21 protein-coding genes are annotated in these 25,687 nt (G+C 66.3%); 10 read left to right on the plus strand and 11 right to left on the minus strand.

Annotated features, from left to right (window positions below):
- Positions 1-5: 5 nt before the first annotated feature.
- Entirely contained in the window at positions 6-1,565 is a 1,560-nt protein-coding gene (hutH, locus tag HAP40_RS27860; RefSeq protein ID WP_166814740.1) for a histidine ammonia-lyase, read from the minus strand.
- Positions 1,562-2,776, minus strand: coding sequence for an imidazolonepropionase (gene hutI / locus HAP40_RS27865; protein ID WP_166814739.1), 1,215 nt, complete (start codon positions 2,774-2,776; stop codon positions 1,562-1,564). The genes hutH and hutI overlap by 4 nt, the downstream gene beginning before the upstream one ends.
- A gap of 84 nt (positions 2,777-2,860) precedes the next feature.
- On the opposite strand from hutI, the gene HAP40_RS27870 reads away from it, so the two are divergent.
- The 7 genes from HAP40_RS27870 to HAP40_RS27900 all read left to right on the plus strand — a co-directional run bounded on the left by HAP40_RS27870 (position 2,861) and on the right by HAP40_RS27900 (position 9,896).
- Complete coding sequence (locus tag HAP40_RS27870; protein ID WP_166814738.1) at positions 2,861-4,219, plus strand: formimidoylglutamate deiminase; 1,359 nt, start codon at positions 2,861-2,863, stop codon at positions 4,217-4,219.
- Positions 4,216-4,944 carry a histidine utilization repressor gene (gene hutC / locus HAP40_RS27875; RefSeq protein ID WP_166814737.1) on the plus strand — a complete coding sequence of 243 codons (729 nt, stop codon included), beginning with the start codon at positions 4,216-4,218 and terminating at the stop codon, positions 4,942-4,944. The genes HAP40_RS27870 and hutC overlap by 4 nt, the downstream gene beginning before the upstream one ends.
- Before the next feature lie 106 nt (positions 4,945-5,050).
- Positions 5,051-5,995, plus strand: a complete 945-nt coding sequence (locus HAP40_RS27880) for an ABC transporter substrate-binding protein (protein WP_166814736.1) — start codon at positions 5,051-5,053, stop codon at positions 5,993-5,995.
- A gap of 71 nt (positions 5,996-6,066) precedes the next feature.
- Complete coding sequence (locus HAP40_RS27885; protein ID WP_166814735.1) at positions 6,067-6,840, plus strand: ABC transporter permease; 774 nt, start codon at positions 6,067-6,069, stop codon at positions 6,838-6,840.
- Positions 6,837-7,622, plus strand: coding sequence for an ABC transporter ATP-binding protein (locus tag HAP40_RS27890; protein ID WP_166814734.1), 786 nt, complete (start codon positions 6,837-6,839; stop codon positions 7,620-7,622). The genes HAP40_RS27885 and HAP40_RS27890 overlap by 4 nt, the downstream gene beginning before the upstream one ends.
- The gene (locus tag HAP40_RS27895; protein WP_166814733.1) at positions 7,615-8,847 is read left to right on the plus strand and encodes a Zn-dependent hydrolase; all 1,233 of its coding nucleotides are present in this window, start codon (positions 7,615-7,617) and stop codon (positions 8,845-8,847) included. Before HAP40_RS27890 ends, HAP40_RS27895 begins: the two co-directional genes overlap by 8 nt.
- 122 nt (positions 8,848-8,969) lie before the next feature.
- Positions 8,970-9,896, plus strand: a complete 927-nt coding sequence (locus HAP40_RS27900; protein WP_166814732.1) for a catalase — start codon at positions 8,970-8,972, stop codon at positions 9,894-9,896.
- Between the two features lie 6 nt (positions 9,897-9,902).
- Here HAP40_RS27900 and HAP40_RS27905 read toward each other — a convergent pair whose 3' ends face one another.
- Positions 9,903-10,835: a helix-turn-helix domain-containing protein gene (locus HAP40_RS27905; RefSeq protein ID WP_166814731.1), complete on the minus strand. Its 933-nt coding sequence runs from the start codon at positions 10,833-10,835 to the stop codon at positions 9,903-9,905.
- Between the two features lie 970 nt (positions 10,836-11,805).
- On the opposite strand from HAP40_RS27905, the gene HAP40_RS27910 reads away from it, so the two are divergent.
- Entirely contained in the window at positions 11,806-12,966 is a 1,161-nt protein-coding gene (locus tag HAP40_RS27910; RefSeq protein ID WP_166814730.1) for an MFS transporter, read from the plus strand.
- A gap of 6 nt (positions 12,967-12,972) precedes the next feature.
- On the opposite strand, the gene HAP40_RS27915 is transcribed toward HAP40_RS27910, so the two are convergent.
- A complete protein-coding gene (locus HAP40_RS27915) occupies positions 12,973-13,962 on the minus strand; it encodes a Bug family tripartite tricarboxylate transporter substrate binding protein (protein WP_166814729.1) in 990 nt (329 codons plus the stop codon).
- A 292-nt stretch (positions 13,963-14,254) separates the two neighbouring features.
- Between HAP40_RS27915 and HAP40_RS27920 the strand changes: the two genes are divergently transcribed.
- On the plus strand, positions 14,255-17,098 hold the full coding sequence (locus HAP40_RS27920) for an ATP-binding protein (protein WP_166814728.1): 2,844 nt from the start codon (positions 14,255-14,257) through the stop codon (positions 17,096-17,098).
- A 9-nt stretch (positions 17,099-17,107) separates the two neighbouring features.
- Here the strand turns inward: HAP40_RS27920 and msrA are convergent, their stop codons facing one another.
- The 7 genes from msrA to HAP40_RS27955 form a co-directional block, all read right to left on the minus strand.
- A complete protein-coding gene (gene msrA / locus HAP40_RS27925; protein ID WP_166814727.1) occupies positions 17,108-17,623 on the minus strand; it encodes a peptide-methionine (S)-S-oxide reductase MsrA in 516 nt (171 codons plus the stop codon).
- Positions 17,624-17,652: 29 nt separating this feature from the next.
- Positions 17,653-18,108: a cupin domain-containing protein gene (locus tag HAP40_RS27930; RefSeq protein WP_166814726.1), complete on the minus strand. Its 456-nt coding sequence runs from the start codon at positions 18,106-18,108 to the stop codon at positions 17,653-17,655.
- A gap of 21 nt (positions 18,109-18,129) precedes the next feature.
- The gene (locus HAP40_RS27935) at positions 18,130-18,552 is read right to left on the minus strand and encodes an OsmC family protein (RefSeq protein ID WP_166814725.1); all 423 of its coding nucleotides are present in this window, start codon (positions 18,550-18,552) and stop codon (positions 18,130-18,132) included.
- A gap of 109 nt (positions 18,553-18,661) precedes the next feature.
- Positions 18,662-19,510, minus strand: coding sequence for an enoyl-CoA hydratase/isomerase family protein (locus tag HAP40_RS27940; RefSeq protein ID WP_166814724.1), 849 nt, complete (start codon positions 19,508-19,510; stop codon positions 18,662-18,664).
- A 32-nt stretch (positions 19,511-19,542) separates the two neighbouring features.
- Positions 19,543-20,859: an epoxide hydrolase family protein gene (locus tag HAP40_RS27945; protein ID WP_166814723.1), complete on the minus strand. Its 1,317-nt coding sequence runs from the start codon at positions 20,857-20,859 to the stop codon at positions 19,543-19,545.
- 245 nt (positions 20,860-21,104) lie between these two features.
- Positions 21,105-21,794: a VOC family protein gene (locus tag HAP40_RS27950; RefSeq protein WP_166814722.1), complete on the minus strand. Its 690-nt coding sequence runs from the start codon at positions 21,792-21,794 to the stop codon at positions 21,105-21,107.
- A gap of 43 nt (positions 21,795-21,837) precedes the next feature.
- Entirely contained in the window at positions 21,838-22,506 is a 669-nt protein-coding gene (locus tag HAP40_RS27955; protein WP_166814721.1) for a sensor histidine kinase, read from the minus strand.
- 326 nt (positions 22,507-22,832) lie between these two features.
- Here HAP40_RS27955 and HAP40_RS27960 point away from each other — a divergent pair, with 326 nt between their 5' ends.
- Positions 22,833-25,676 carry an ATP-binding protein gene (locus HAP40_RS27960; protein ID WP_166814720.1) on the plus strand — a complete coding sequence of 948 codons (2,844 nt, stop codon included), beginning with the start codon at positions 22,833-22,835 and terminating at the stop codon, positions 25,674-25,676.
- The last annotated feature ends 11 nt before the right edge of the window (positions 25,677-25,687 follow it).

The raw sequence follows: 25,687 nt of genomic DNA on the forward strand, positions 1-25,687 counted from the left end.
ACCTCTCAATCAAGTCTCGGAAACGGATCGGATGCAAGCGCGGTGATCGCGACCGCTGGCAACGCGTCGGCCTCGATCAAGGCGGCTGCCTTGGCCAGGTCGCCGGCCATGTAGCGGTCGGCGCCGAGCGCGGACACGTGCTCGCGCAGCTTGGCAATGACGGCAACGAGCGGCGCGCTGGTCGCATGCGGCGCGCGCAGCGTGATGCCTTGAGCGGCGACCAGAAGCTCGATGCCGAGAATGGCGGCGAGATTGTCGGCCATGTCCGACAGCCGCCGCGCGGCATGCGCGGCCATCGAGACGTGGTCCTCCTGGTTGGCGCTGGTCGGCGTCGAGTCGATCGAGCAGGCCAGCGCACGCTGCTTGTTCTCGGCATAGAGCGCGGCCGCCGTCACCTCGGCGATCATGAAGCCGGAATTGATTCCGGGGTCGGGTGTCAGGAACGGCGGCAGACCGAAATTGAGCGCGGGATCGACCAGCGTCGCGATGCGCCGCTCGCTGATGGCGCCGATCTCCGACAGCGCGAGCGCAATCGCGTCGGCGGCAAAGGCAACCGGCTCGGCGTGGAAATTGCCGCCGGAGACGATCTCGCCGGTCTCGACCAGCACCAGCGGATTGTCGGTGACGGCGTTGGCCTCGACCGTCAATGTGCGGGCGGCCTGCGTGATCAAATCGAGTGCCGCGCCGGCGACCTGCGGCTGGCAGCGCAAGCAATAGGGATCCTGTACGCGCTCGTCGCCTTCGAGATGCGACAGGCGGATGTCGCTGCCGTCGAGCAGTGCCGTCAGCGTCGCGGCCGCAGCGGTCTGCCCGGCATGACCGCGCAGCGCCTGAATTTCGGGACGGAACGGCGCCGTCGATGCCATCGCAGCGTCCACCGACAGCGCGCCGGTGACGAGCGCAGCGCGCGCCAGACGAAATGCGCGCAATACGGCGGCGATGGCGTAGGCGGTCGAGAACTGCGTGCCGTTGATCAGCGCAAGCCCCTCCTTGGGGCCAAGCGTGAGCGGCGCGATGCCGGCGGCCATGAGTGCCTCGGCGCCGGACACGGTCTTCCCCTCGACGATCGCCTGCCCTTCGCCGATCATCACTGCCGTCATATGCGCAAGCGGCGCAAGATCGCCGGAGGCGCCCACGGAGCCCTGCTGCGGCACCAATGGGTAGACACCACGCGCCAGCATGTCCTGCAGCTGTTCGATCACCTCGCGGCGCACGCCGGAAGCGCCGCGGCCGAGCGAGACGATCTTCAGCGCCATCATCAGGCGGACGATCGGCTCCGGTGTCGGCTGGCCGACGCCGCAGCAATGCGAGACGATGAGATTGCGCTGGAGCAGCGCCGTCTGGTCGGGCGGAATACGCTTCGACGCCAGCTTGCCGAAGCCGGTGTTGATGCCGTAGACGGGCGCATCAGCCCGCGCCGCCTTCGCGACGATCGCAGCCGCCGCTTCGACCCGCGGCCAGATCGGAGGATCGAGGACGACAGGGGAGCCGGCGAGCACGCGCGCGAGGCCATCGAGGCTGACCGTTCCCGGCTTCACGACGATCGGCGCGCCCTGCCCTGTCACATTCCCCTCCATATCCGCGCGTGCAACGGATTGAAGCCGATGCGATAGACGAGCTCGGCCGGGCGCTCGATGTCCCAGATCGCGAGGTCGCACCATTTGCCGGCCTCCAACGTGCCGGTTTCGTGAAGCACACCGAGCGCCCGCGCGCCTTCGCGCGTGACGCCGGCAAGGCATTCGGCCACATTCATCCGGAACAGGGTCGCCCCCATGTTCATCGCAAGCAGCAGCGAGGTCAGCGGCGAGCTGCCGGGATTGCAATCGGTCGCCAGCGCCGTGTGGACGCCAGCCTTGCGGAACGTCTCGACCGGCGGCTGCTGCGTCTCGCGGATGAAGTAGAAGGCCCCTGGCAGCAGCACCGCCACGGTACCCGCCTTCGCCATCGCGGCAGCGCCGGCCTCGTCGGCGTGCTCGAGATGATCCGCCGAGAGCGCCGCGAATTTTGCGGCAAGCGCGGCACCGCCAAGGTTCGACAGCTGATCGGCATGGAGCTTGACCGGCAGTCCAAGTCCCCGCGCCGTCTCGAACACCCGCGTGGTCTGCCCGGCCGAGAACGCGATGCCCTCCATGAAGGCATCGACGGCATCGGCAAGGCCAGCCTTCGCGACGGCCGGCAGCATCTCATTGCAGACGAGATCGATGTAGCGATCCTTGTCACCATTGGCTTCGATCGGCAGCGCGTGCGCGCCGAGGAAGGAGGTGCGGATCGCAACCGGCCTCTGGCGGCCAAGGCTGCGCGCGGCAGAGAGCTGGCGCATCTCGGTTGCGGTATCGAGGCCATACCCGGACTTGATCTCGATCGTGGTGACGCCCTCGGCGATCAGCGCATCGAGCCGCGGCAGCGCGCTCGCGACGAGCTCCGCTTCGCTCGCCTTGCGCGTCGCCACCACCGTCGACACGATGCCACCGCCGGCGCGCGCGATCTCCTCGTAGCTCGCGCCCTTCAGGCGCAGCTCGAATTCGTGGGCGCGGTTGCCGCCATAGACGAGATGGGTGTGGCAGTCGACGAGACCGGGCGTGACCCAGCGTCCTTCGCAGTCGATCCGTTCGGCGGCATCGGCATCCGCCGGAAAGTCGGCCTGCGCGCCCGCGTAGACGATACGGCCGCCGCGCGCGGCGATCAGGCCGCGCTCGATCTCGCCGAGATCGGGACGATCGGCCCGCATCGTGGCGAGCCGGGCATTGTGCCAGATCCGGTCGAAGCGCTCTGCCATGCAACGGTCCCTTCGCGTGGGATGCTTGACTTATATGTCTAGACATATAATCGTAAGACGGTTCTGTCCAGCCGGCGTGTAAACATGACCCGACTGCATTTCGCCTCCGCGCTCCTGCCCTCGGGCTGGGCCAATGACGTGCAGGTGGCGATCACCGCCGGCGCGATTGCGGAGGTGACGGCGGACGTGGCGCCGGCCGCCGGCGACGAGCGCCATCACATCGCGCTTCCGGGATTGGCGAGCCTGCACAGCCACGCCTTCCAGCGCGGCATGGCGGGACTGGCTGAACTGCGTGGCGACAGCACCGACACGTTCTGGACGTGGCGCGAGACGATGTACCGCTTCGCGCTGGCGATGACGCCGGACGACGTCGCCGCCGTCGCCACGCTGCTCTATGTCGAGATGCTGGAGCAGGGCTTTACCCGCGTCGGCGAATTCCATTATCTGCATCACGATCGCGACGGCGCGCACTACGCTGACCTCGGCGAGATGGCCGCGCGCATCGCACAGGCTGCCGAAGCTTCCGGCATTGCGCTGACGCTGCTGCCGAGCTTTTATGCGCATGGTTCCTTTGGAGGCGCCGCACCACATGACGGCCAGCGCCGTTTCATCTGCTCGGTCGATCAGTTCGCCGCGCTGATGGCGGCCTCGCGCAAGGCCATCAGCGGTCTGCCGGGTGCCAACATCGGCATCGCACCGCACAGTCTGCGCGCGGTGACATCCGACGAGCTCAAGTCGATCATTCCGCTTGCCGATGGCGGGCCGGTGCACATTCACGCCGCCGAGCAGGTGAAGGAAGTCGAGGATTGCCGGGCCTGGTCGGGACGGCGACCGGTGCAATGGCTGCTGGAGCACGCGCCGCTCGATCAGCGCTGGTGCCTCATCCATGCCACGCACACGACGGATGAGGAGGTCGCCGCGTTCGCGAAGACCGGTGCGGTGGCGGGCCTTTGCCCCATCACGGAAGCCAGCCTCGGCGATGGCATCTTCCCGGCCCGCGAGTTTCTCGACGCCGGCGGCACGTTCGGTGTGGGCACCGATTCCAACGTGCTGGTCGGCGCCGGCGACGAATTGCGCCAGCTCGAATACGGGCAGCGCCTCAAGCACCGCCAGCGCAACGTGCTCGCCAACGGCGCGGGCCGTTCCACCGGTCGCACGCTATTCGACCACGCTCTTGCGGGCGGCGCGCAAGCGCTGGCGCAGCCGGCGGTCGGCCTCGTACCGGGCGCGCGCGCCGACATCGTCACGCTCGACACGGCGCATCCTTCGCTGGCGGGGCGCAGCGGCGACGCAGCCATCGACGGCTGGATCTTTGCCGCGGGCAGCGGCGCGATCGATTGCGTCTGGGCCGGCGGCCACAAGGTCGTCGACGGCGGCCGCCACCGATTGCGCCAGGCTGCGCGCGAACATTTCAGCGCCACGGTGCGGAGGCTCGTCGCATGAGCCTCGCGACAGAAGCCGCCGACAAGCCGACGCTCTATAAGCGCATCCGCGCGGACATCGAGAAGCGCATCCTGACCGGCGAGTGGCCGCCCGGCCATCGCATTCCGTTCGAGCATGAACTGGTCGCGCGTTACGGCTGCTCGCGCATGACCGTGAACAAGGCACTGTCGGAACTCGCGCAAGCCGACCTGATCGAGCGGCGACGGCGTGCCGGCTCCTTCGTGCGCCGTCCGCAGCATCAGTCGGCGGTGCTCAAGATTGCCGACATCCGCGCCGAGATCACCGCGCTCGGCCGCGCTTACGGCTACGAGCTGATCGGCCGCAAGCTGCGCGCGGCGACCGCGGCCGACCGCGACCGCCTCGGCGTCAAGAAGGCCGGCAAGGTGGTCGCGATCGCCTGCCGGCACAGCGCCGACAACGTGCCGTTCGCGGTCGAGGACAGGCTGATCGACCTTGCGTCCGTGCCGGATGCCGCAAACGCGGATTTCTCGCGCGAGCCGCCCGGCTCCTGGCTGCTTCATCATGTCCCATGGACGGAGGCCGAGCACACGATCAGCGCCATCGTTGCCGACGACCGCGCGGCGGAGGCGCTCGACATCGCCGTCGGCGCCCCCTGCCTCGTGATCGACCGCTATACCTGGCGCAGCGCGCGCACCATCACCGCGGTACGCCTGCTCTATCCCGGTGACTCTCACCGCCTTGTCGCCCGATTCAAGGGAGGTTGAGGGAAGAATGTCGGCACAATTCGTGCAACGCTTCGGGCAGCGGTCCGCATGGACCAACAAGGATCAACAGGACGTCAATCCATCGATCGGCAAGAGGACGACAAACATGCGTAGTTCAAAAGTATTTGCGACGATCATTGCCCTCGCCGCCTCCACTCCGGTGCTCGCCGACGACGTCAAGGTCGGCGTCGGCATCTCCGGATGGACCGGCTTTGCGCCGCTGACGCTGGCGAAGGAGGCCGGCATCTTCAAGAAGAACGGCCTCGACGTCACCATCAAGAAGATCCCGCAGAAGGACCGGCATCTTGCCATCGCCTCCGGCGACATCCAGTGCGCGGCAACCACGGTCGAGACCTGGATCTCCTGGAACGCCAATGGCGTTGCGACCAAGCAGATCTTCCAGCTCGACAAGAGCTATGGCGCCGACGGCATGGCCGTGCGCAACGACGTCGCCGCGATCAAGGATCTGAAGGGCAAGACCGTCGCCGCCTCCGCGCCCGGCACCTCGCCCTATTTCGCGCTGGCCTGGATGCTCAAGAAGAACGGGCTTTCCGTGAAGGACGTCACCGTCGTGAACCTGGAGCCGGCTGCTGCCGCCCAGGCCTTCGTCTCCGGCCAGAACGATGCCGCGATGACCTACGAGCCCTACCTGTCGACCGTGCGCGCCGCGCCGGACAAGGGCAAGATCATCGCGACCACGCTCGACTACCCGATGGTCATGGACACGTTCGGCTGCACCCCGAAGTTCCTGACGGAAAATCCCAAGGCCGCCAAGGCCCTCGCCGACAGCTATTTCGAGGCGCTCGACATGATCGCCAAGGACCAGGCCAAGGCCTACGAGATCATGGGCGCCGACGTGAAGCAGACCGGCGAACAGTTCGGCAATTCGGCGAAATATCTGCGCTGGCAGGACAAGGCCGCGAACCAGAAATTCTTCGCCGGCGACTTCCTGGCCTTCAACAAGGAGGCCGCCGACCTGCTGCTCGAGATCGGCATCATCAAGGCCGCGCCAAAGGTCGAGGACCTCTTCGACGCGAGCTTCATCAAGTAAACTTCGTCAAGCCGCCGGTTCCGCGCGAGCGCGGGACCGGCGCATCATCGACCTCTCGGATAGACAGTCTGATGCGTCCTCTGGACCCCGTTACATCGAGGCAGCGCGCGGCGTATGGCCTTGCGTTCTTCGTGCTGTTCGTCGCCCTCTGGTCCTGGGCGACGTTCGGCGGCCATGTGTCGAAGACCTTCCTCGCCAATCCCCTGACCATGGTGCAGGAGGGCATTGAGCTGCTCACCAAGCACGGCTTCCTGTACGACATCGGCATGACGATCTGGCGTGTCGTCGGTGGCTTTGCGCTCGCCGCAATCATTGCGGTGCCGCTCGGCGTGCTGATGGGCGCCTACAAGCCGGTCGAAGCGTTCCTCGAGCCGTTCGTCTCCTTTGCGCGCTATCTGCCCGCCTCCGCCTTCATCCCGCTGCTGATCCTGTGGGCCGGCATCGGCGAACTGCAGAAGCTGCTCGTCATCTTCATCGGCTCGGTGTTCCAGGTCATCCTGATGGTCGCTGTGACCGTCGGCGCCACGCGGCGCGATCTGGTCGAGGCCGCCTATACGCTGGGTGCCAGCGACCGCGGCATCATTCGCCGGGTGCTGCTGCCCTCCTCCGCGCCGGAGATCGCCGAGATCCTGCGGCTGGTGCTGGGCTGGGCCTGGACCTACGTCATCGTCGCCGAGCTGATCGGCTCGTCCTCGGGCATCGGCCATATGATCACCGACAGCCAGGCCCTGCTCAACACGGGCCAGATCATCTTCGGCATCATCGTGATCGGATTGATCGGTCTCGTCTCGGACTTTTTGTTCAAGGCGTTCAACGCCTGGCTGTTTCCGTGGAAGCTGGCATGACGACGCTGAAGATCGAACAGGTTTCGCGCACCTTCCCCGCGCGCCACGGCAACGCACCGACCAAGGCGTTGGAGCCGACCGATCTCGTCATCGGCAACAACGACTTCGTCACCATTCTCGGCCCGTCCGGTTGCGGCAAGTCCACGCTGCTGCGCATCGTCGCGGGCCTCGACCGCCCGACCAGCGGGCGTGTCACGCTCGACGGACGCGAGGTGACCGGCCCGGGTGCCGACCGCGGCATGGTGTTCCAGTCCTACACGCTGTTTCCCTGGCTGACCGTGCGCGAGAACATCGCCTTCGGCCTGCGCGAGCGCGGCGTGGCACAGGACGAACGCAACAGCATCGCCGACGCCTTCATCCGCCAGGTCGGCTTGTCCGGCTTCGAGAACCACTGGCCGAAGCAACTCTCCGGCGGCATGCAGCAGCGTACTGCGATCGCCCGTGCGCTCGCCAATGATCCGAAGATCCTGCTGCTCGACGAGCCCTTCGGCGCGCTGGACAACCAGACTCGTGCCCTGATGCAGGAGATGCTGCTGGGGATCTGGGAGCGCGATCAGAAAACCGTGCTGTTCGTCACCCACGACATCGAGGAAGCGATCTTCCTCGGCAGCCGCGTCATCGTCATGAGCGCGCGCCCCGGCCGGATCAAGGCCGAGATCAATGTGGACCTGCCGCATCCGCGCTCCTACAAGATCAAGACCACGCCGGAATTCGTCCAGCTCAAGGAACGGCTGGTCGAGGAGATCCGCACCGAGGCGCTGAAGGTTGCCGAACATGCCTGACACCCAGCCCCGCGCCGACGGGAAACGCGTCCTCGCCGATCTCAACGCGCTCCGCGCGATCGGGACCTACAAGACCGGCGTGCACAAGCCGACCTTCTCCGAGCCGCACAAGCAATCGCTGGACTGGCTGGTGCAGAAGCTGCCCGACGCAGGTCTCAACGCGACGGTCGACGGCATCGGCAATGTCTTCGGCACCAGCGCCAAGTCCGGGCCGAAGCTGCTGGCGGGCTCGCATCTGGAGAGCCAGAATTACGCCGGTTGGCTCGATGGCCCGCTCGGCGTCGTCTATGCGCTGGAAGCCGCGCGCGTGCTCAATGCCGATCCCGCCTTCAAGGGTGCGGTCGAAGTCGCCTGCTGGTGCGACGAGGAAGGGCATTTCGGCAGCTTCCTCGGCTCGCGCTCCTTTGTGGGGCAAGTGACCGAGGCCGAAATCGACGCCGCGCGCGACCGCACCAGCGGCCGCTCCATGCGCGAGGCGCTCGCCGACATGGGTCTCGCCGGACGGGTGCGCGTCGCCGCCGAGCCGGGCCGGCACATCGGATATCTCGAGGCGCATATCGAGCAGGGCGACACGCTCGATAGCGGCGGCCTCGCGATCGGCGTCGTGACGTCCATCGTCGGCATCTGGCAATACAGGATCGACTTCGTCGGCGAGCAGAACCACGCCGGCACGACGCGCATGGCGGTGCGCAAGGATGCGGGGCTGGCGCTGGCCAAATTCTGTGTCGCGATCGACGAACGTTTCCCGGATACTTGCGGCCCGCGCACGGTGTGGACCACCGGTCGCATCACCCTCGATCCCGGGGCACCGAGCATTATTCCGGGTCGCGCGGAAATGCTGTTCCAGATCCGCGACGACGATCCGGCCGTCATTACGCGGCTGGAACAATTGCTGCGGACCATGGCGGACGAGGTCAACGCGAAGGGCCCCTGCACCGTCACCGTTACGAAGCTGCGCACCGGCGCGCCGGCCATGATGAATCTCGCGTTCCAGGATGCAATCGAAGCCGCGAGCAAGGCCATAGCCAGCGGGCGATCGGTCCGCATGCCCAGCGGCGCCGGGCACGATGCGCAGATGCTGGCAACGACCATGCCCGCGGCGATGCTGTTCGTGCCGTCGATCGGCGGCATCAGCCATCACTGGACCGAGAACACCGCCGATGCCGACATCGTCGCCGGCGCGCAGGTGTTTGTCGAGGCCTGCCGCAGAATCCTCGGCGGCTGAGCGAATCCGCCGCCGCGGCCTGATCGATCGCGGCGGGATCGGGCAAATCGCGCCTGCTTCGGGCAAGACCCAGGCGCGGCGGCGTGCCTAGAATCGGGACTCGTACCCGCGAGAGGACCGCCTTGCCAGAGAGCCCGAACGGCGCCGCAACACCCGCCTCCATCGTCCGTGCCCTGAAGGCCCTCGCCGGCAATCCGCCGAATGCGCGCGCAAGCTTCGCCAAGGGCTGGTGCGTTCGCGGCACCTACACACCATCGGACCGGGCGGGGGACGTCACGAGATCGCGGAGTTTCACGAGACCATCGCGCGTGCTGGCCCGCTTCTCGGTGGGCGGCGGCAATCCTGAGGTGACCGATACCGACCGCCACGAGCTTCGCGGCCTCAGCCTCAGGCTCGGCAGCGAGCCTAATCGGTCCGACATTCTCGTTCAGAGCGCGCCCGTATATTTTGCAAGGACGCCCGAACAGCTGCTGGCCTTCCTCACGGCGCACATTCCCGGGCCGGACGGAAGGCCGGATGATGCGAAGGTCGCCGCTTTCTCGGCGGCCAATCCCGAGACGCTCAATCAGGCGAACTATGTCGCTGCGCGTCGCCGGCCCGGAAGTTTTGCGGCTACGACCTATTGGGGCGTGCACGCCTTTCCGGCAACCAGCTTGCACGGCGAGACGCGCTTCATCAAGTTCAAGATCGCCCCGGTCGGCGACGACATCACGCCGGCAGGGCCGGAGGCCGCGACGAAGCCGGCCGATCTGCCGCACCACGATCTGAACGCACGGATCGCCAAGGGCGATGTCCGCTTCAACGTGATGGCGCTGCTCGATCGTCCCGGCGACCCCGTCATGGACGTGACCACACGCTGGCCGGACGAGGACAGTCGCGAGGAGGTGCGCCTGGGCACGATCGTGATCACGGGTTCCGAGCCGAGCCAGATCTGCGATGCAGCCATTTTCGACCCGGCCAATCTCGCCGACGGCATCGGTCACCCCCCGGACGAGATTTTTGCGGTGCGGCGCACTGCCTACGCCATTTCGCTGGCGAAACGCCGCTGAGCGCGTTCACGCCTCGGCGGTCGAGGCGCCGAGTGCTTCGCGGCGCCACGCGGCCGGGCTGACGCCGACGAGCGAGGAAAACACCCGCGTGAAATGACTCTGGTTGGCGAACCCGGCCGAGATCGCGATCTCCGTCAGCGGCAGATCGCGCACGGTCATCAACTGCTTGGCGGCCTTGACGCGCTGATGCAGCAGCCATTGGTGCGGCGGCAGGCCGACGGAAATGCGGAAGGCACGTGAAAAATGGCTGACCGAGAGGTCGAGCTCGCCCGCGATCTTCTGTAACGAGAGCTTGCCGCCGAGGTCTGACTCCAGCCTCTCGCAAGCACGCTTCGCCTGCCACGGAGCGAGTCCGCCGCGGGTCGGGGCAGCCATGCTCTGAAGTCCGCCATAAGTCTGGGCGACATGGGCGGTCAGCCCGAGCATCATGTGGTCGATGAAAAGCTGGTTGGCCTCGTCCGGCCTGCGCAGGCCTTCCCGCAGCGATGCGCCGATGTGGCGGATGGTTCCGTCGTCGTGTGCAACGCCGACCCGACAGTCGAGTTCGTCGATCCGCGACGCACGGCTCTGCTCGCAGATGCTGTCGAGTGCCGACCGCGGAATGTAGAAGTGCAGGGAGTGGAACGGCTTGTCGATCACATAGCGCGGATCGCGCTTGAGGTCGTAGAGATAGGTCGTGCCGGCGCGGACGTCAGCCTTCATGATGCACTTGCCGTCATCCCAGAGCTCGCAATCCGGGTAATCCTGAAGTTTCAGGCTGACGAGAAACGCGTCTTCGGCGGCCAGTGAACCGGACAGGCCGGGCACCGGGCGATCATTCCGTGTTTCGGTCACCGCGAGCTCGGTGCTGCGCAGCGAGCGCGTGACCAAGGCGGGCGGCGTTTCCTTCAAACGCAGGAACTGCCCGAGCCGCTGTCCATAAGCGCCTGGCTGGGTCATGGGATTGGCCTTTCTGTGGAATCCGAGTGCAGGCCACAGTGTCCTGCAATTTCAGGCGCGCATTATCCAACATCCGGAACCGACTGTCCACTTGTGCGCACAAGGCCATCTTCACACGTTTTTCACAAACGCACGATCGCTCTCGGTTCAATTACTGCCACCTCGGAATACTGGATCGCCCGGTCAAGCCGGGCGATGACAGCGCGTGCGTGGCTGCAGACACGGCTTCGCGTCCTCGCGGCGCTTTTCGCCCGAGCTTTGCTTCGTCACTTCGCCCTGAAACCAAGAGGGCGCAGGGAAGGCCGGGTGCCGGCGGCACCCGCGGTCCACTGCGCGAAAGGCACACGCAGGAAGAACCGCACAGCAGCATACAGGTGAAGCCCAACACACGGCCTTCCCTGCGCGGTGGTCGGACGGCTTATGCCGTGCTCTCCCGGGAGCCGAATTCCTTCTGGCCTCCCTCACCCCGGCGAAAGTCGCCGGCACCGCGCCGGTTGACGCGAGCGCCGCATCCGCCGGGGCTTGACCGTAGCAACGACGGCCAGGACCACACGGTTTTGCCGTACGCACGGCCCGTTGGCGCCACAGGGTCCGACGGCGTTGTGCACGTGGCCATCGGACTATGACGCGACGAACCTGACAGCGCCGCTCGTCCACGCAAAGCCCCGGGCTCACGGAGAGCAATCCGCCCTGCCCACGCCTCTCGCGCACGACGCTGCTGCGTCCACCGCAAGCCGGCCCTGCGATCACACGACACATGACCGCCCCTCAAGGGCGAGCCGGGATGGGCGATACATACGTCATTTCCGAATTTCGGTAAAGTGGAATATTTTTGCAGGGTGGGATTGACGGAATAATGCACTGTTTCGCCCGATGGACAGGCCGCGCATTCGACCATGGCTCCGACACAAAGATGCGGCAATGCATGAGGGCTTTCGAATCACCCCTGCCCGCTTCCCCCGGAGTTCCCATGCTTTCTGCCGACCGCCCGGCGACACGCCTCGCGACCCGGCTCGCCTTCCTCGTCGCGGGGTTCGGCATCGCGTGCTGGGCGCCGCTGGTGCCGTTCGCGAAGACGCGCCTCGGCGTCGACGACGGCGTCCTCGGATTGCTGCTGCTGAGCCTCGGGATCGGCTCGGTCCTCGCCATGCTTCTGACCGGCGTCATGAGTGCGCGCTACGGCAGCAGGCCGATCATCATTGCGGGCGGGCTCGGCCTCGCCGTCGTCCTGCCGCTGCTCGCGATCGCGAGCTCGCCCGCGACGCTGGCGCTGGCGCTGTTTGCGTTCGGCGCGGCGCTCGGCTCGATCGACGTCGCCATGAACATCCACGCGGTGGAGGTGGAACGCGCCGCAGCCCGTCCGCTGATGTCCGGCTTCCATGCCTTGTTCAGCATCGGCGGCTTTGCCGGTTCCGCGCTGATGACGGCCTTGCTCTCGCTGCAGCTCGGCGCCCTCGCCTGCACGCTGATCTGCTCCGTCCTGATGCTGATCGCGATGCTGGTGACCTCGCCTCGGCTGCTCCGATCGGCGCAGACGCAGGAAGGGCCGCTGTTCGTGCTGCCGCATGGATCGGTGCTTCTGCTCGCGCTGCTTGGCGCCATCACCTTCCTCGTCGAAGGCGCGATGCTCGATTGGGGCGCCCTGCTCGTCATCGGCGCGGGTCTCGTCTCCGAGGCACAGGGCGGCGCCGGCTATATCGTGTTCTCGATCGCGATGACGATCGGGCGGCTCGGCGGCGACGCCGTCGTCGCGCGCATCGGCGACCGCACGACGCTGTTCTGGGGAAGCCTCATCGCCATCGCGGGCTTCGTGGTTCTGCTCACAGCTCCCACCGCGGCAGCCGCCATGGTCGGCTTCCTGCTGATCGGCCTCGGCGCATCGAACCTCGTGCCGGTGCTGTTCCGCGGGGCGGCCAATCAGACCGCGATGCCCACGGGGCTCGCGGTCGCGGCGATCACGACCGCCGGCTATGCCGGCATCCTGATCGGTCCCGCCGGCGTCGGCTTCGTTGCTCGCGTCAGTGGACTGCCAATGGCATTCTGGCTGCTGGCCGCGCTGATGGGTCTCGTCACGCTGTCGGCAGGCATCGTCACGAGGGAGCAGCGCCGGACATCGCGCGCCAGCGCATGAGCAGGCTCACAGCTGCTTGAGCCCGATCGATTTGATCACGGGCGCAAGACTCGCCGTTGTCGCGTCGACGATGCGTTGAAATCTGTCAGGACTTGAATCGGCGTCCGGCTCCATGCCTTGAGCGCGATAGCTCGCCTGAAGCGCGGCATCGGCCATGGCCAGCCGCGTGGCCTTCGCGATCCGATCGATGATCGCATCGTCGGTACGTTTGGGCGCGAACAGGCCGAACCATCCTTCATAGCGCAGATCCGGCATGCCGGATTCGACGGCGGTCGGAATGTCAGGCGCGCCGCTCAGCCGCTTTTCGGTGGTGACCGCGAGCAGCCGGATCTTGCCGGCTTCACTGAGCTGCTGCAACTGGACCGACATGACGGCAATGACGAGCGATATCTGGCCACTGACGAGATCGTTGGTCGCCTGCGCGATGCCGCGATAGGGCACGTGGACGATGTCGAGCGCCCCGGCCTGCTGCTTGAAGGATTCGCCGACCAGATGATTTCCCGTCGCGACGCCGGGCGTGCCGTAGGACAGCATTCGCGGATTGGCCTTCGCATGGGCGATCAACTCGCGCAGGTCGCCGGCGGGCACGGACGGATGGACGGCGAACACCAGCGCGCTGTTGATCAGGCGATAGATGGCGCGGAAATCGCCGACGGAATAGCCGGGATTTGCCGAGGTCAGGGGAATGATCACCTGCGTGCTGCCGTTTCCGAGCAGCAGCGAATGGCCGTCGGGCTCCTCGCGCGCGACCGAAGCGGTCCCGATCGCGCCGCCCGCACCGCCGATATAGTCGACGAAGGTTGGTCCGAGCAGCGATGTCATCTTGTCGACCCAGGGACGCCCGATCTGGTCGCCCGATCCGCCGGCCCCGTAGGGGATCACGAGACGAATGGGACGCGAGGGATAATCCTGGGCTTGCCCGCTGCGCGGGATCGCAGCCAACCCCGCTGCGCCTGTGAGCGCACGGACGAATTGTCGCCGCGAGAAAGAAGGCATGCTCGAATTCCGGAAGCGTAGTTGCTGTCGAGGCGGAGACCGGCTCCCTGTCATCCCATCGCAGCAATGCGCGACCGCCGTCAAATGCTCGGTCCGGCCGGCCGGCCGCGTCACCGCAGCATCAGCTCGACCTAACCCATTCCATCTTAAGAATTATTCTAAAGAGCTGAGGGCGACCCAAGCGATCCACGCAGGTCTGCCACCCATGCTCCTTTCGGCCAGTTTACTGTACGCTTCGTTCTGATATTCCAGACCGACATACCTTTTGACTCCCGCGAGGGGGCAATGGCGCGTGCCAGCACATAATCAACAAGACTCGGCCATTTCATTCGGGCCCTTCCGGCTGTTTCCGAAGTCCCGGCTTTTGGAGAAGGAGGGCGCGTCGCTTCATCTCGGCGGCCGCGCGCTCGATATTCTGATCTTCCTCGCAGAGCGCCCCGGCGAAGTGATCGACAAGCGCGAGCTGGTCAAGCACGTCTGGGCCGACGTCAATGTCGACGAAGGCAGTCTGCGTTTCCATGTCGCCGCGCTGCGCAAGGCGCTCGGCGATACCGGCAAGTCGGCGCGCTATGTCGTCAACGTGCCCGGCCGCGGCTATTGCTTCGTCGCCTCGTTCGCTCAAGCCGCGCCGCAGGCCGCACCACCGCCCTCCGCCGAGATCGCCGTTCCTCGCTCCCTGCCTGCGCAGCTTGCGAAGATGATCGGACGAGAGGACGTCATCGAGAAGATCGCCAGCGGCCTTTCGCTCCATCGCTTCATGACCGTGGTCGGCCCCGGCGGCATCGGCAAGACGGCCGTCGCCGTCACCGTCGGGCATCGTCGTTCCCCGGATTTCGGCGGCCGCGTGTTCTTCGTCGACTTCAGTCCCTTGCGCGACGCCAGCCACATCGCCACCACCATTGCTTCGGCGCTCGGGCTGGCCATCAGCGCGGAGGATCCGACGCCGGCGCTGCTGACGTTTCTGAAGTCCGGCCCGGCCCTGCTGATCTTCGACAGTTGCGAGCATGTGCTGGATGCACTGGCGCCGCTCGTCGAGCGCATCGTTCGCGAGGCGCCGCAGCTTCGCGTGCTCGCAACCAGCCGCGAGTCGTTCCGCAGCGAAGGCGAGCGGATCTTCCGCCTCTTCCCGCTGGATTGTCCGCCGGAGCGCGACGGCCTCGAGGCCGCTGACGTGCTTGCCTATCCCGCCGCCCAACTCTTCGTCGAACGTATCGCGCAGAGCGCGGGTCCGTTCCAGCTCAGCGCCGAAGAAGCGCGGCTCGTCGCCAGCATCTGCCGACGCCTCGACGGCATCGCGCTGGCGATCGAGCTGGCGGCGGGCCGCGTCAATGCATACGGCATTGCCGGCACTGCTTCCCTGCTCGACAGCCGCTTTTCGCTGCAATGGCGGGGGCGCCGCACCGCCGTGCCGCGACACCAGACCCTCGCCGCAGCGCTCGACTGGAGCTACGATCTGTTGCCCGCGGCCGAGAGCGCCACCTTGCGGCGGCTGTCCGTGTTCGCCGGCCCCTTCGCGCCGGAGGCGGCTGCCGCGGTCGCGGCCGGCGACGGTCTCACGGAGTCAGAGACGCTGGAGGCGATCGATAGTCTGGTCACCAAATCGCTGATCTCGCCGTCGGGCTCACGCGCCCTGCGCTATCGCCTGCTCGACACCACGCGCACCTACGCGCTCGCGAAATTGAACGCGCTCGGCGAAAGCAGGCAGTTCGCGCGGCGCCATGCGGAGCATTTTCGCGACCTCTTCGAGCGCGCCGAAGCCGACGCATCGACGCCGTTGCCGGAATGGCTCAACATCTACGGCGCGGAGCTGGACAATGTGCGCGCGGCGCTGGATTGGGCCTTCGCGCCCGATGGCGATGCCGCACTCGGGATCGCCCTGACCGCGGCCGCGGTCACGTTGTGGGTTCGGCTCTCCTTGTTCGCCGAATGCCGGGAGCGCAGCAGAACGGCCCTCGCCGCGCTGGGCGAGCCCGGCGACGACCGCACCCGCATGCAGCTCCTCGCTGCACTCGGCTGGTCGCTGATGTATGGCGAGGGCCGCGCGCGTGAGGCACGGCCGATCCTGGAGACGACCCTCGAGCTAGCCGACAGGCTCGACGACAAGGATTTCCGGCTGCGCGCGCTCTGGGGATTGTGCATCGACCAGTTCAACAACGGGCAGTTCGGCAAGGCTCGCGTGCTCGCCGAGCGCTTTGCGAATGCGGTCGCGAACTCGCCCGACAGGACCGATCTCATGCTGGGCGACCGGCTGATGGCCGTCGCGCTGCATTATCTCGGCGAGCAGAACGAGGCCCGGGTCCGCATCGACCGCGTCAACGGCTCGCTGCATGTGCTAGCGGAGAAGCCGAAAATCTTCCCGCTCGACCTCAGAATATCGACGCAATATTTCCGCGCCCGCATCCTGTGGCTGCAGGGCCTGGCCGATCAGGCCCAGGCGCTTGCCGCCAGGAACATCGAGGAAGGCCGTGCCAACCGTCATGCCCTGACCTTCTGCAGCGTGCTGGGACAGGCCGCCTGCCCGATCGCGCTCTGGGCCGGCGATGTCGACGCCGCGGAACGCCACGGCACCGAGCTGCTCGAGCACACCGATCGCCACGCCATCCGTCTTTGGGGTTTGTGGGCGCGTGCGTTCAACGCGGCGGTCATCGCCAAGCGCGGCGACGTCGCGACGGGCCTGCCGCTGCTGCGCGAGGAGCTCAATCGCGCCGGCGATGCGCGCTTCCTGCCGCGGTTTCTTCCTTTGCTCGGCGAGCTTGCGGCGGGTTTCCTGGAGGCCGACCAGATCGACCGCGGCCTCGACGTGATCGACGACGTCCTCGCCCGCTGCAACGACCGGCAGGAGCTCTGGTATCTGCCGGAGCTGACCCGCATCAAGGCAGAGCTGATGCTCAGGAGCGCGCGGCACTCAGGCGATGCCGAGGCACGCTTGCACGAGGCCATGGACATGGCCGTTCAGCAGGGCGCTCGCTTCTGGCAGCTGCGTTGCGCAACCAGCCTCGCGCGATTGATGACGGGAGCTGGCCGGAGCGCGGACGCTCTGGCGCTTCTCGACGATGTCTGCGGGGCGTTCGCCGAGGGTGCAGACACAAGCGACATGCGCGTTGCGCGCGACCTCATCGCGCAATGGCGCGGCTGACGGCGTGGCCTAACCTCCGGCAGCAGCTGCGCGGCGCGGCAGCTTCCAGTCGGGCCGGATGAAGTGGCAGGTGTAGCCGTCAGGGTAGCGTTCGAGATAGTCCTGATGCTCTGGCTCGGCTTCCCAGAACTCGCCAGCGGGCGCGACCTCGGTCACGACCTTGCCGGGCCACAGGCCGGACGCCTCGACGTCGGCGATGGTGTCTTCGGCGATCCGCTTCTGCTGGTCACTCGTGTAGAAGATGGCCGAGCGGTAGCTCGTGCCGCGATCATTGCCCTGACGGTTGAGCGTGGTCGGATCGTGGATCTGGAAGAAGAACTCCAGCATGGTCCGGAAGTTCGTCTTCGCGGGATTGAAGATGATCTCGATGGCTTCGGCGTGCCCTTCGTGATTACGATAGGTGGCGTTCTTCACCTGCCCGCCGGTGTAGCCGACGCGGGTGGAGACCACGCCCGGCTGCCTGCGGATCAGATCCTGCATGCCCCAGAAGCAGCCTCCGGCCAAAACTGCGCGCTCTGTCGTCATCTGACGCTCCATTGATTTGATCGCGATATTCAGCGCTTGTCCGCGGCGGGATGCAAGCGCGGATCGTCGTCGTCGTCGTGATATTCGAGGCCCAGCGGCCCGATGGCCGAGACCTGCGTGACATATTCGCCCGATTTCGCCCAGTGGAAATGCCAGGTTTCGCCAGGCAAAACGATGACGCTGCCGGGCGGATAGGCTTTCACCTTGTCGCCATCGAAGCTCTCGCCGAGCCCGATGTAGAAGACGCCCGACATCACCGTGTAGATGCGATCCTCCGGATGCTTGTGCGGCATCAGCTTCGTGCCGCCGGGCACCTTCACCCGGACCAGGTAAGGTCCGGGCTCGGAGGGATGGCCGACCATCACGGCCAGCCGCGCGCCCGGCGGGAAGGCGGGGAACGGCTGCCATGCGACATCCTCGGGCAGGATCGCCCGAAACCGGTCTTCGTCCGGCTGGTGTTGACGAGGCAGATCCTGTCGAGACATGGCAGCGTCCTCTCTGTTCGGTCAGCCCAGCTTGGCGTCGAGCGTGATCGCGGCGTTGAGCACCTTTGACACCGGACAGTTCTTCTCGGCCTCGCCGGCGATCTTCGCAAAGCCAGCGTCGTCGAGATTCGGCACCTTCGCACGCAAGGTGAGCGCCGACTTGCTGATCTTAAAGCCCTTGCCTTCGGGCTCGAGCGTGACGGCTGCTTCCGTCGAGAGCTCCTCCGGCGTGAAGCCCGCCATCTGAAGACCGAAGGCCAACGCCATCGTGAAGCAGCCGGCATGGGCCGCTGCGATCAACTCCTCGGGATTGGTCCCCTTCTCGTTCTCGAACCGGGTCTTGAACGAATAGGGCGTCTCGGCGAGCACACCGGACTCGCTCGAGAGATGGCCCGTGCCGTCACGACCGGTGCCCTTCCATACTGCTTTTGCCTTGCGGATCATCTCAAGTCTCCTGGCTTGTTGTTGAGCACCGGCGCTCGTACCGATGAAAGGCGACATCGGCATGACCGCCAGCCACCATTCCAACCGGTCGAGCGCCGCACCGGTTCCGTCAGCTACCGATCTGCCCGACGTGGAAGCCGAGCCGGTTCTCGACGTCGCCCGCGCGATGAAAGCCCCGCGCCATCAGCGCCTTGATGCGGCTCTGGCTCGCCGGGCGGCCGAGCGAGGCCAGGAAGGCATCCCACTCCGGCTTGATCTCGGCATCCGGCGGCAGGCTCGCAACGTCGACGAGCCGCTTGGTCTCGGCGATCGCCTCCTTGTCGAAGGACGCGATGCGCATGGCCAGCGCCTCGACGAAGCCGTCGAGCTCGGCATCCGGCAGCGACCGGTTCACATAGCCGTAGCGTTCGGCGAGATCGCCGCGGATGTCGTCGGCGCCGAGCAGCACTTCGAGGGCGCGGCCGCGGCCCATCAAGCGCGGCAGCCGCGCCATCGGTCCGCCGCCGGGCACGAGGCCTGCGCCGACTTCCCATTGCGACAGGATCGCCTTCTCGCGGCTGGCAAAGCGCATGTCGCTGGCAAGCGCGAGCTCGCTGCCGACACCGGTCGCGCGGCCCCGGATCGCGGCGATGGAGACGACAGGCGCGCGGCTGAGGCGCACCAGCATATCGGGCAGAGCCTGCAGACCGGTCGGCCCCGGCGGAACGCTGAGGGACTCTTCCAGCGGCGCGAGGAAGTCGTAATGCGTGATGAAGAAGCCTTCGACGGCGCTGTCGAAGACGACCACCTTCACCTGCGGATCGGTCTCGATCGCTGTGATGACGTCATTGAGCAGCGGAAGCTGCCTGGGACCGAAGATGTTGACGGGCGGCATATCGAAGGTGACACGCCAGTACGACGGCAGGCGGCGCTCCAGATGGATGTCTTCGGTCGTGAAGGCGCGTTCGGGACGGTTCATGATTGGCTCCTGATGTGCAGTAAGGGACGGCTTCAGATCGACTGGCGCAGCGGGCGGAATGCGGTGCGCATCTCCGCTGAGAACAGCGCAGGCTGCTCCCAGGCCGCGAAGTGGCCGCCCTTGTCGAGGCGGTTGTAGTGCATCAGCCTGGGATAGGCCTGCTCGGTCCAGCTGCGCGGCGCGGCATAGATCTCGTCCGGAAAGACGCTGACGGCGACGGGGATCTTGACGTGCTTGGGCGCGAAGAACACCAGCTTGTTCTCCCAATAGAGGCGCGCCGACGAGACCGCCGTGTTGGTGAGCCAGTAGAGCGTGATGTTGTCGATCACGTCGTCCCGTGACAGCCCTTCCGCCTTGCCGTCGAAGACACGCGCGATCATCGCGGCACTGCGCGCATCATGGTCGAGCATCCAGGATGCGAGGCCCGCGGGCGAATCCACGAGGCCATAGAGCGTCTGCGGCCGGTTCGACATCTCGATGGCGTAGCCGAGGCCGTGCTTGTAGAAGTCGTCGAGCTGGTCGTAGGCCATGCGCTCCTCGGTCGAGAGGTTTGCCGGCCGCTTTCCGCCGGGCTGAAGCGCCTTGGCGATATCGTCGGGGACGGTCGCGGGCATATTGGTGTGAATGCCGAGCAATTCCGGCGGCGCGATCAGCGCCATCTGCTCGGTGACGGCATTTCCCCAATCGCCGCCTTGCGCGACATAACGGCTATATCCGAGCCGCTGCATCAGCACGATCCAGGCCCGCGCGATGCGCTGCGGATCCCAGCCCAGCGTCGTGGGCTTGCCGGAGAAGCCGTGGCCGGGCAGCGAGGGAATCACCAGATCGAACGCGTCCGTGGCATTCGCGCCGTGCGCGGTCGGATCGGTGAGCGGACCAATGATCTTCATCTGCTCGATGATCGAGCCGGGCCAGCCATGCGTGACGATCATCGGCAGCGCATTCTCGTGCCGCGAGCGGACGTGAATGAAATGGATGTCGACGCCGTCGATCTCGGTGACGAATTGCGGCAACGTGTTCAGCCGGGCTTCCATCTTGCGCCAATCGTAGCTGCTCTGCCAGTAGCGCACGAGCTCCTGCACCGTCGTCAGCTGCACGCCCTGCGACTGGTCGGTGACGATTTCGCGATCCGGCCAGCGCGTGGCAGCCAGGCGGCGCCGCAGGTCGAGCAGGCTCTCTTCGGGCACGTTGATCTGAAAGGGGCGGATCGCGCCGCTCGCGGCCGCCGCCTTTGCCGGATGCAGCGGCAGCAGGCTCGATACGCTGGCGGCAACCGCGCCCATCGCGGCCTGGCCCAGCAATTGGCGGCGGTCGGGGTTGAGGATGTCGGCGCGTGCTTGCGTGGTCATTCTGGATCTCCCTGCTTTGACCGGTGACGTTGACCGAATTTGGAAACAACGTGTCGTTTCGTGTGCAGAGAGATTGGCGCAGGCCTTCGTCATTTGCTCGTTATGGCTTGTTAGCCTGCGTTAGCGCTTGCGAGCTGGCGAACCATAGGAAGTCGCACGACGAAGATGCGTCGACATGATGCGACACGGCGCGCGACGACCAGGTCATCGCGCGCCGTGTCGGCTCAGTCGGAGATCTCTTGAACTCAGGACGGCAGCGGCTGACCGGCCTGTTCGTGCACGATGTAGTCGGCGTACCAATCCGCCCAATTCTCGTCGTGCCCGCCGATCCGCGTCTCATGCTCACCATGTGCGACCGCCGCACGGCGCAATGCCGCCGCCAGATCGGCCTGCGATGCGAACGACGTGTCGCCTGCCGCGATACGTCCGGGCAATCGCGCCGTGACCTCCTGGAACAGCCAGCCGTTGCCATCGGGATCGCTGAACGAGGCAAACGAGCTGTAGCTGCCGCGCTTCGGATCGACTCCGTTGGCCCGAACGCTGCCGAACAAATACGGCTCGTCCGGTCCGGCGTGAGCGTCGCCGGCGCCGTGGAAGGGTTCGCTGACCGCGATACCGCGGTCGAGCAGATCTCGTCGCGCCGCCTCCAGATCGGAGACGATCAAATACAGGCCTCGCGCCGAGCCGGGCGCGGCCGCCGTGACGTTCCTGCCGAAGATCACCGAGCACGCCGAACCCGGCGGCGTGAACTGGATCACGCGCCACTCGTCGCCGGAGGTGAAATCGGCATCCAATCGCCAGCCGAGGCGCGTGTAGAACGCCTTGGCGCGGTCGACGTCGGAGACGGGGATCACGACGACTTCGAGTTTCAGATCGAGGCTGCGCGATGCCGAAGGCTTGGTCGCAGTGTTGCAGTCGATTTCGGTGGTCGCCATGTCGAACTCCCTGAGGTGAGACGTGGGTACAAGACCGTTGAAGTCATGCGGCGACGGGCATCACGAGGGTAACCCTCGTTCCGCCCTGTCCCGCCTCGTCATGCAGTCGCGCATGGATGCTGCGGGCGAGACCTTCGAGGATGCGGCTGCCGGTGCCCCGGAGCGGCGCGGTCGCGCCGATGCCGTTGTCGGACACCGTGCAGAACCAGGCGTCGTCGTGGTGCGCTACCTCGATGCGGATCAATGCGCCGTCCTTGTTCGGGAAGGCATGCTTTGCCGCATTCGTGACCAGCTCGGTCAGGATCAACGCGAGCCGATGACATTGCGAGGCCGGCAGCGTGCCGCTCCCGATCGCGGCCTCGCAGCGAATGCCCGCCGGCTCCAGCACCGCTCCGGAGAGCGCTCCGCACAGATTCTCGAAGAATTCCTCGACCTCGACGGTCGATCGATCGTCGCCGTCGGACAGGAGCTGATACAGCCTGCCGAAGGCGACGATGCGCCGTTCGAACCGGTCCACCGCCATCGACATGTCCCCGGCGCCCGCTCGCGTGAAATCGCGACGGACTGACGCACCCAGCAGCGTCAGCGTGTTCTTCATGCGGTGATGGGATTCCCGCAGCACGAGCTCCCAATCACGCGAAGGCCCATCGGGGCTGGCGACAAATTGAGAGCGAACGACGTCGTCGTTCAGTCGAGCTCCGATACCGGACATGATAGCCTCCCGTTGAAATACGATCCAACCCGCAGGCCATACTGGATGCGTCGCGCGCGTTTTGCCCGTTAGACGTTGCAAGATTCTGTTATGATCGGCGGCATCGCAACGATGGCTGCGGCGACTGCGATCTGACGGTCAAGCATGCTGACGAATTGTCGCGGCCATGTTGTAAACCGCTCGCGTTTAAGCAAAATTTGCGACGGTCTTTCCCCGTGCGCGCGGCGATCGCCACGCGATTTCGCCACTTTCGGCCAGTTTACTGAACTTCCCATTCTGATAGATCAACCCACAGACAACAGCTCATTTACTGGAATCATTGACCCGTGCCGGACACTCGCGACCAGGATGCGGTCATCGCCTTCGGACCATTCCGGCTCTTTCCCAAGTCGCGGCTGCTCGAGAAGAACGGCGCCCCGCTCCAGATCGGCGGCCGTGCGCTCGACATCCTCGTTTTTCTCGCCGAACGAGCCGGCGAGGTCATCGACAAGCGAGAGTTGATCAAGCGCGTCTGGGCCGACGTGAGCGTCGATGAAGGCAGCCTGCGCTTCCACATCACGACGCTGCGCAAGGCTCTGGGCGATGCCGGCGAAGGCGCACGCTACGTCGTCAATGTCCCCGGACGCGGCTATTGCTTCGCGGCCCCGCTGCTTCAGGCTGCACCGGTCGAGGACAGGAGCAGCGGGCCTGCCGCTTCGCCCCATGCGCTTCCTGCGCCGCTTGCGAAGATGATCGGGCGAGACGATGCGGTCGAGAGGATCTGCTCAGAGCTTGCCGACCATCGCTTCGTCACCATCGTCGGCCCTGGTGGGATCGGCAAGACCTCGGTTGCGCTTGCCGCCGCGCACCGCGAACGCAGGGCTTTCGACGGCCGGGTGAGCTTCGTCGACTTCGGTGCGCTGACGGATGCCCGCCTCGTGCCCGCAACGATCGCGGCCGCGCTCGGCCTGACCGTCAGCTCCGACGACCCCATGCCGGGCCTGCTGACGTTCCTGCGCAGCCAGCGGATGCTGCTGGTATTCGACAGTTGCGAGCATATCCTCGACGAGCTCGCTCCGCTGGCCGAGCGCATCGTCCAGCAGGCGCCGGAGCTGCATATCCTCGCCACCAGCCGCGAATCCTTTCGCACCGAAGGCGAGCGCGTTCACCGGCTGTTTCCGCTGGATTGCCCGCCGCAGCGCGAAGGGCTCGGCATCGCCGACATCCTTGCTTATCCCGCAAGCCAGCTCTTCGTGGAACGCATTGCCGAGAGCCTGAGCGAATTCGAGCTCAGCGAGGACGACGCGCCGCTCGTCGCCGAGATCTGCCGGCGCCTGGACGGCATTGCCCTCGCGATCGAGCTCGCGGCCGGACGCGTGAACGCCTATGGCATTGCCGGGACCGCCTCGCTGCTGGACAGCCGCTTCTCGCTGCTGTGGCGGGGACGACGCACCGCGATTCCGCGGCACCAGACCCTCAGCGCGGCGCTCGCCTGGAGCTACGACCTGCTGCCGCCGGCCGAAAGCGCGACGCTGCGCGGATTGTCCGTGTTCGTCGGGCCGTTCACGCTGGAAGCCGCGCTTGCGGTCGCCTCCGGCCAGGGCATCAGCGAGCCCGAAGCGGTCGAGACGATCTCGAACCTGCTCTCCAAATCGCTGATCGCGACATCGCCCGCGGAGCGACGGCTGCGCTACCGCCTGCTCGACACGACGCGCGCCTTCGCCGCGAACAAGCTCGTCGAGCACGGGGAAGCGGAGCGCGCCGCGCGCGCCCACGCCGAGTATTTCCGCGATGTCTTGCGCGACATCGCCGACAAGTCCACGGGCATGCAGAGCGCAGGCGGCTTCCTGCCCTATGCCGACTACCTGCCCAATGTCAGGGCCGCGCTGACCTGGAGCTTTTCGGACGGCGGCGACCGGACGATTGGGCTGGATCTGGCGTCCTCGGCCGCCCAGTTCTTCCTCGAGCTGACATTGCTGACGGAATGCTACCGTTGGACCCGACAGGCGCTGGCATCCCTCGATATCGATGCGATCGACAGCCGCCAGGAGATGACGTTGCAGGCCGCACTCGGCGTCTCCGTGATGTTCACACAGGGCAATACGGAAGCTGTCCGGGCAGCGTTCACGCGCAGTCTCCAGCTTGCGCAGGAGCTGGAGGATTTGCACTGGCAGCTCTGGCTGCTGCGCGGGTTGCACATCTACCTCACCAGGGTCGGAGACTTCCACGGCGCGCTCGGAACGGGCGAACAGGGCGAAAGCGTCGCGCGCAGGCTGAACGATCCCGCCGCCACGCTGAACGTGGAATGGATGCTGGGCGTCGCGCATCATCTGATCGGCAATCAGGACAAGGCCGTGCAGTTCTGCCAGAGCGCGATGGTGCACAACCCCGGCTCGCAGCGGCTGAACATCGGGCATCTCGGCTACGACGACCGCATCGTCGCGCTGGTGGCGCTGGCGCGCGGGCTCTGGCTGACCGGCCGGCCTGATCGTGCCATCGAGGCGGCAAGATACACCGTGCGCGAGGCCGAGCTGCTCGAGCAGCCGCTAACGCTCGGCATCTCCTTGATCTGGACGATCTACGTGTTCCTCTGGATCGGCGACTGGGCCAATGCGGAAATCCTGATCGAGCGGCTGATCGATCATTCCGCGCGGCATTTCCTCGGCCCCTATCACGCGGTCGGCATCGGCCAGAAGGGCGAGCTGCTGCTGCGCCGCGGCGACGTCGCCGCCGGCATCGAGCATCTTCGCCGCAGCCAGGCGACGCTGTACGCTACGCGGCACCGGATCATGACCACGGTGTTTGCAACCGCGCTCGCGGAGGGGCTCCTGGCCCAGGACCAGCCCGACGAGGCCCTGCGGACGATCGATGAGGCCATCGCGCAGATCCCCGATCACGGCGAGTGCTTCGACATGCCGGAGATGCTCAGGGTCAAGGGCGACATCCTGGGACGGGCGGGCCAAGTCGCGGAAGCCGAGATCGTCTTGCGCAAATCGCTCGATCTGTCGCGGCGCCAGTGCGCCGTCGGCTGGGAGCTCCGCGGCGCTATCAGCCTTGGGCGCATCTGGGAGCGGACCGGCAAGGCCGCCGATGCGCGCGCCCTGCTCACCCCGCTCGTCGCCGGGTATCAGGAAGGCCTCGAGAGCCGCGACCTGGTTACCGCAAAGCGCCTGCTTGCCGCCCTGAATTGAGAGCATCTTCA

The organism is Bradyrhizobium sp. 1(2017), assembly GCF_011602485.2.
Lineage (GTDB): Bacteria > Pseudomonadota > Alphaproteobacteria > Rhizobiales > Xanthobacteraceae > Bradyrhizobium.

What these genes read in the sequence shown, in the direction of transcription:
- HAP40_RS27880 (WP_166814736.1), top strand. Translation starts at nt 5,051, where the DNA reads ATGCGTAGTTCAAAAGTATTTGCGACGATCATTGCCCTCGCCGCCTCC.
- HAP40_RS27905 (WP_166814731.1), bottom strand. Translation starts at nt 10,835, where the DNA reads ATGACCCAGCCAGGCGCTTATGGACAGCGGCTCGGGCAGTTCCTGCGT.
- HAP40_RS27915 (WP_166814729.1), bottom strand. Translation starts at nt 13,962, where the DNA reads ATGCCTTCTTTCTCGCGGCGACAATTCGTCCGTGCGCTCACAGGCGCA.
- HAP40_RS27940 (WP_166814724.1), bottom strand. Translation starts at nt 19,510, where the DNA reads ATGAACCGTCCCGAACGCGCCTTCACGACCGAAGACATCCATCTGGAG.
- hutC (WP_166814737.1), top strand. Translation starts at nt 4,216, where the DNA reads ATGAGCCTCGCGACAGAAGCCGCCGACAAGCCGACGCTCTATAAGCGC.
- HAP40_RS27870 (WP_166814738.1), top strand. Translation starts at nt 2,861, where the DNA reads ATGACCCGACTGCATTTCGCCTCCGCGCTCCTGCCCTCGGGCTGGGCC.
- HAP40_RS27930 (WP_166814726.1), bottom strand. Translation starts at nt 18,108, where the DNA reads ATGTCTCGACAGGATCTGCCTCGTCAACACCAGCCGGACGAAGACCGG.
- HAP40_RS27950 (WP_166814722.1), bottom strand. Translation starts at nt 21,794, where the DNA reads ATGGCGACCACCGAAATCGACTGCAACACTGCGACCAAGCCTTCGGCA.
- HAP40_RS27945 (WP_166814723.1), bottom strand. Translation starts at nt 20,859, where the DNA reads ATGACCACGCAAGCACGCGCCGACATCCTCAACCCCGACCGCCGCCAA.
- HAP40_RS27885 (WP_166814735.1), top strand. Translation starts at nt 6,067, where the DNA reads ATGCGTCCTCTGGACCCCGTTACATCGAGGCAGCGCGCGGCGTATGGC.
- HAP40_RS27890 (WP_166814734.1), top strand. Translation starts at nt 6,837, where the DNA reads ATGACGACGCTGAAGATCGAACAGGTTTCGCGCACCTTCCCCGCGCGC.
- HAP40_RS27895 (WP_166814733.1), top strand. Translation starts at nt 7,615, where the DNA reads ATGCCTGACACCCAGCCCCGCGCCGACGGGAAACGCGTCCTCGCCGAT.
- hutI (WP_166814739.1), bottom strand. Translation starts at nt 2,776, where the DNA reads ATGGCAGAGCGCTTCGACCGGATCTGGCACAATGCCCGGCTCGCCACG.
- HAP40_RS27955 (WP_166814721.1), bottom strand. Translation starts at nt 22,506, where the DNA reads ATGTCCGGTATCGGAGCTCGACTGAACGACGACGTCGTTCGCTCTCAA.
- msrA (WP_166814727.1), bottom strand. Translation starts at nt 17,623, where the DNA reads ATGACGACAGAGCGCGCAGTTTTGGCCGGAGGCTGCTTCTGGGGCATG.
- HAP40_RS27910 (WP_166814730.1), top strand. Translation starts at nt 11,806, where the DNA reads ATGCTTTCTGCCGACCGCCCGGCGACACGCCTCGCGACCCGGCTCGCC.
- HAP40_RS27935 (WP_166814725.1), bottom strand. Translation starts at nt 18,552, where the DNA reads ATGATCCGCAAGGCAAAAGCAGTATGGAAGGGCACCGGTCGTGACGGC.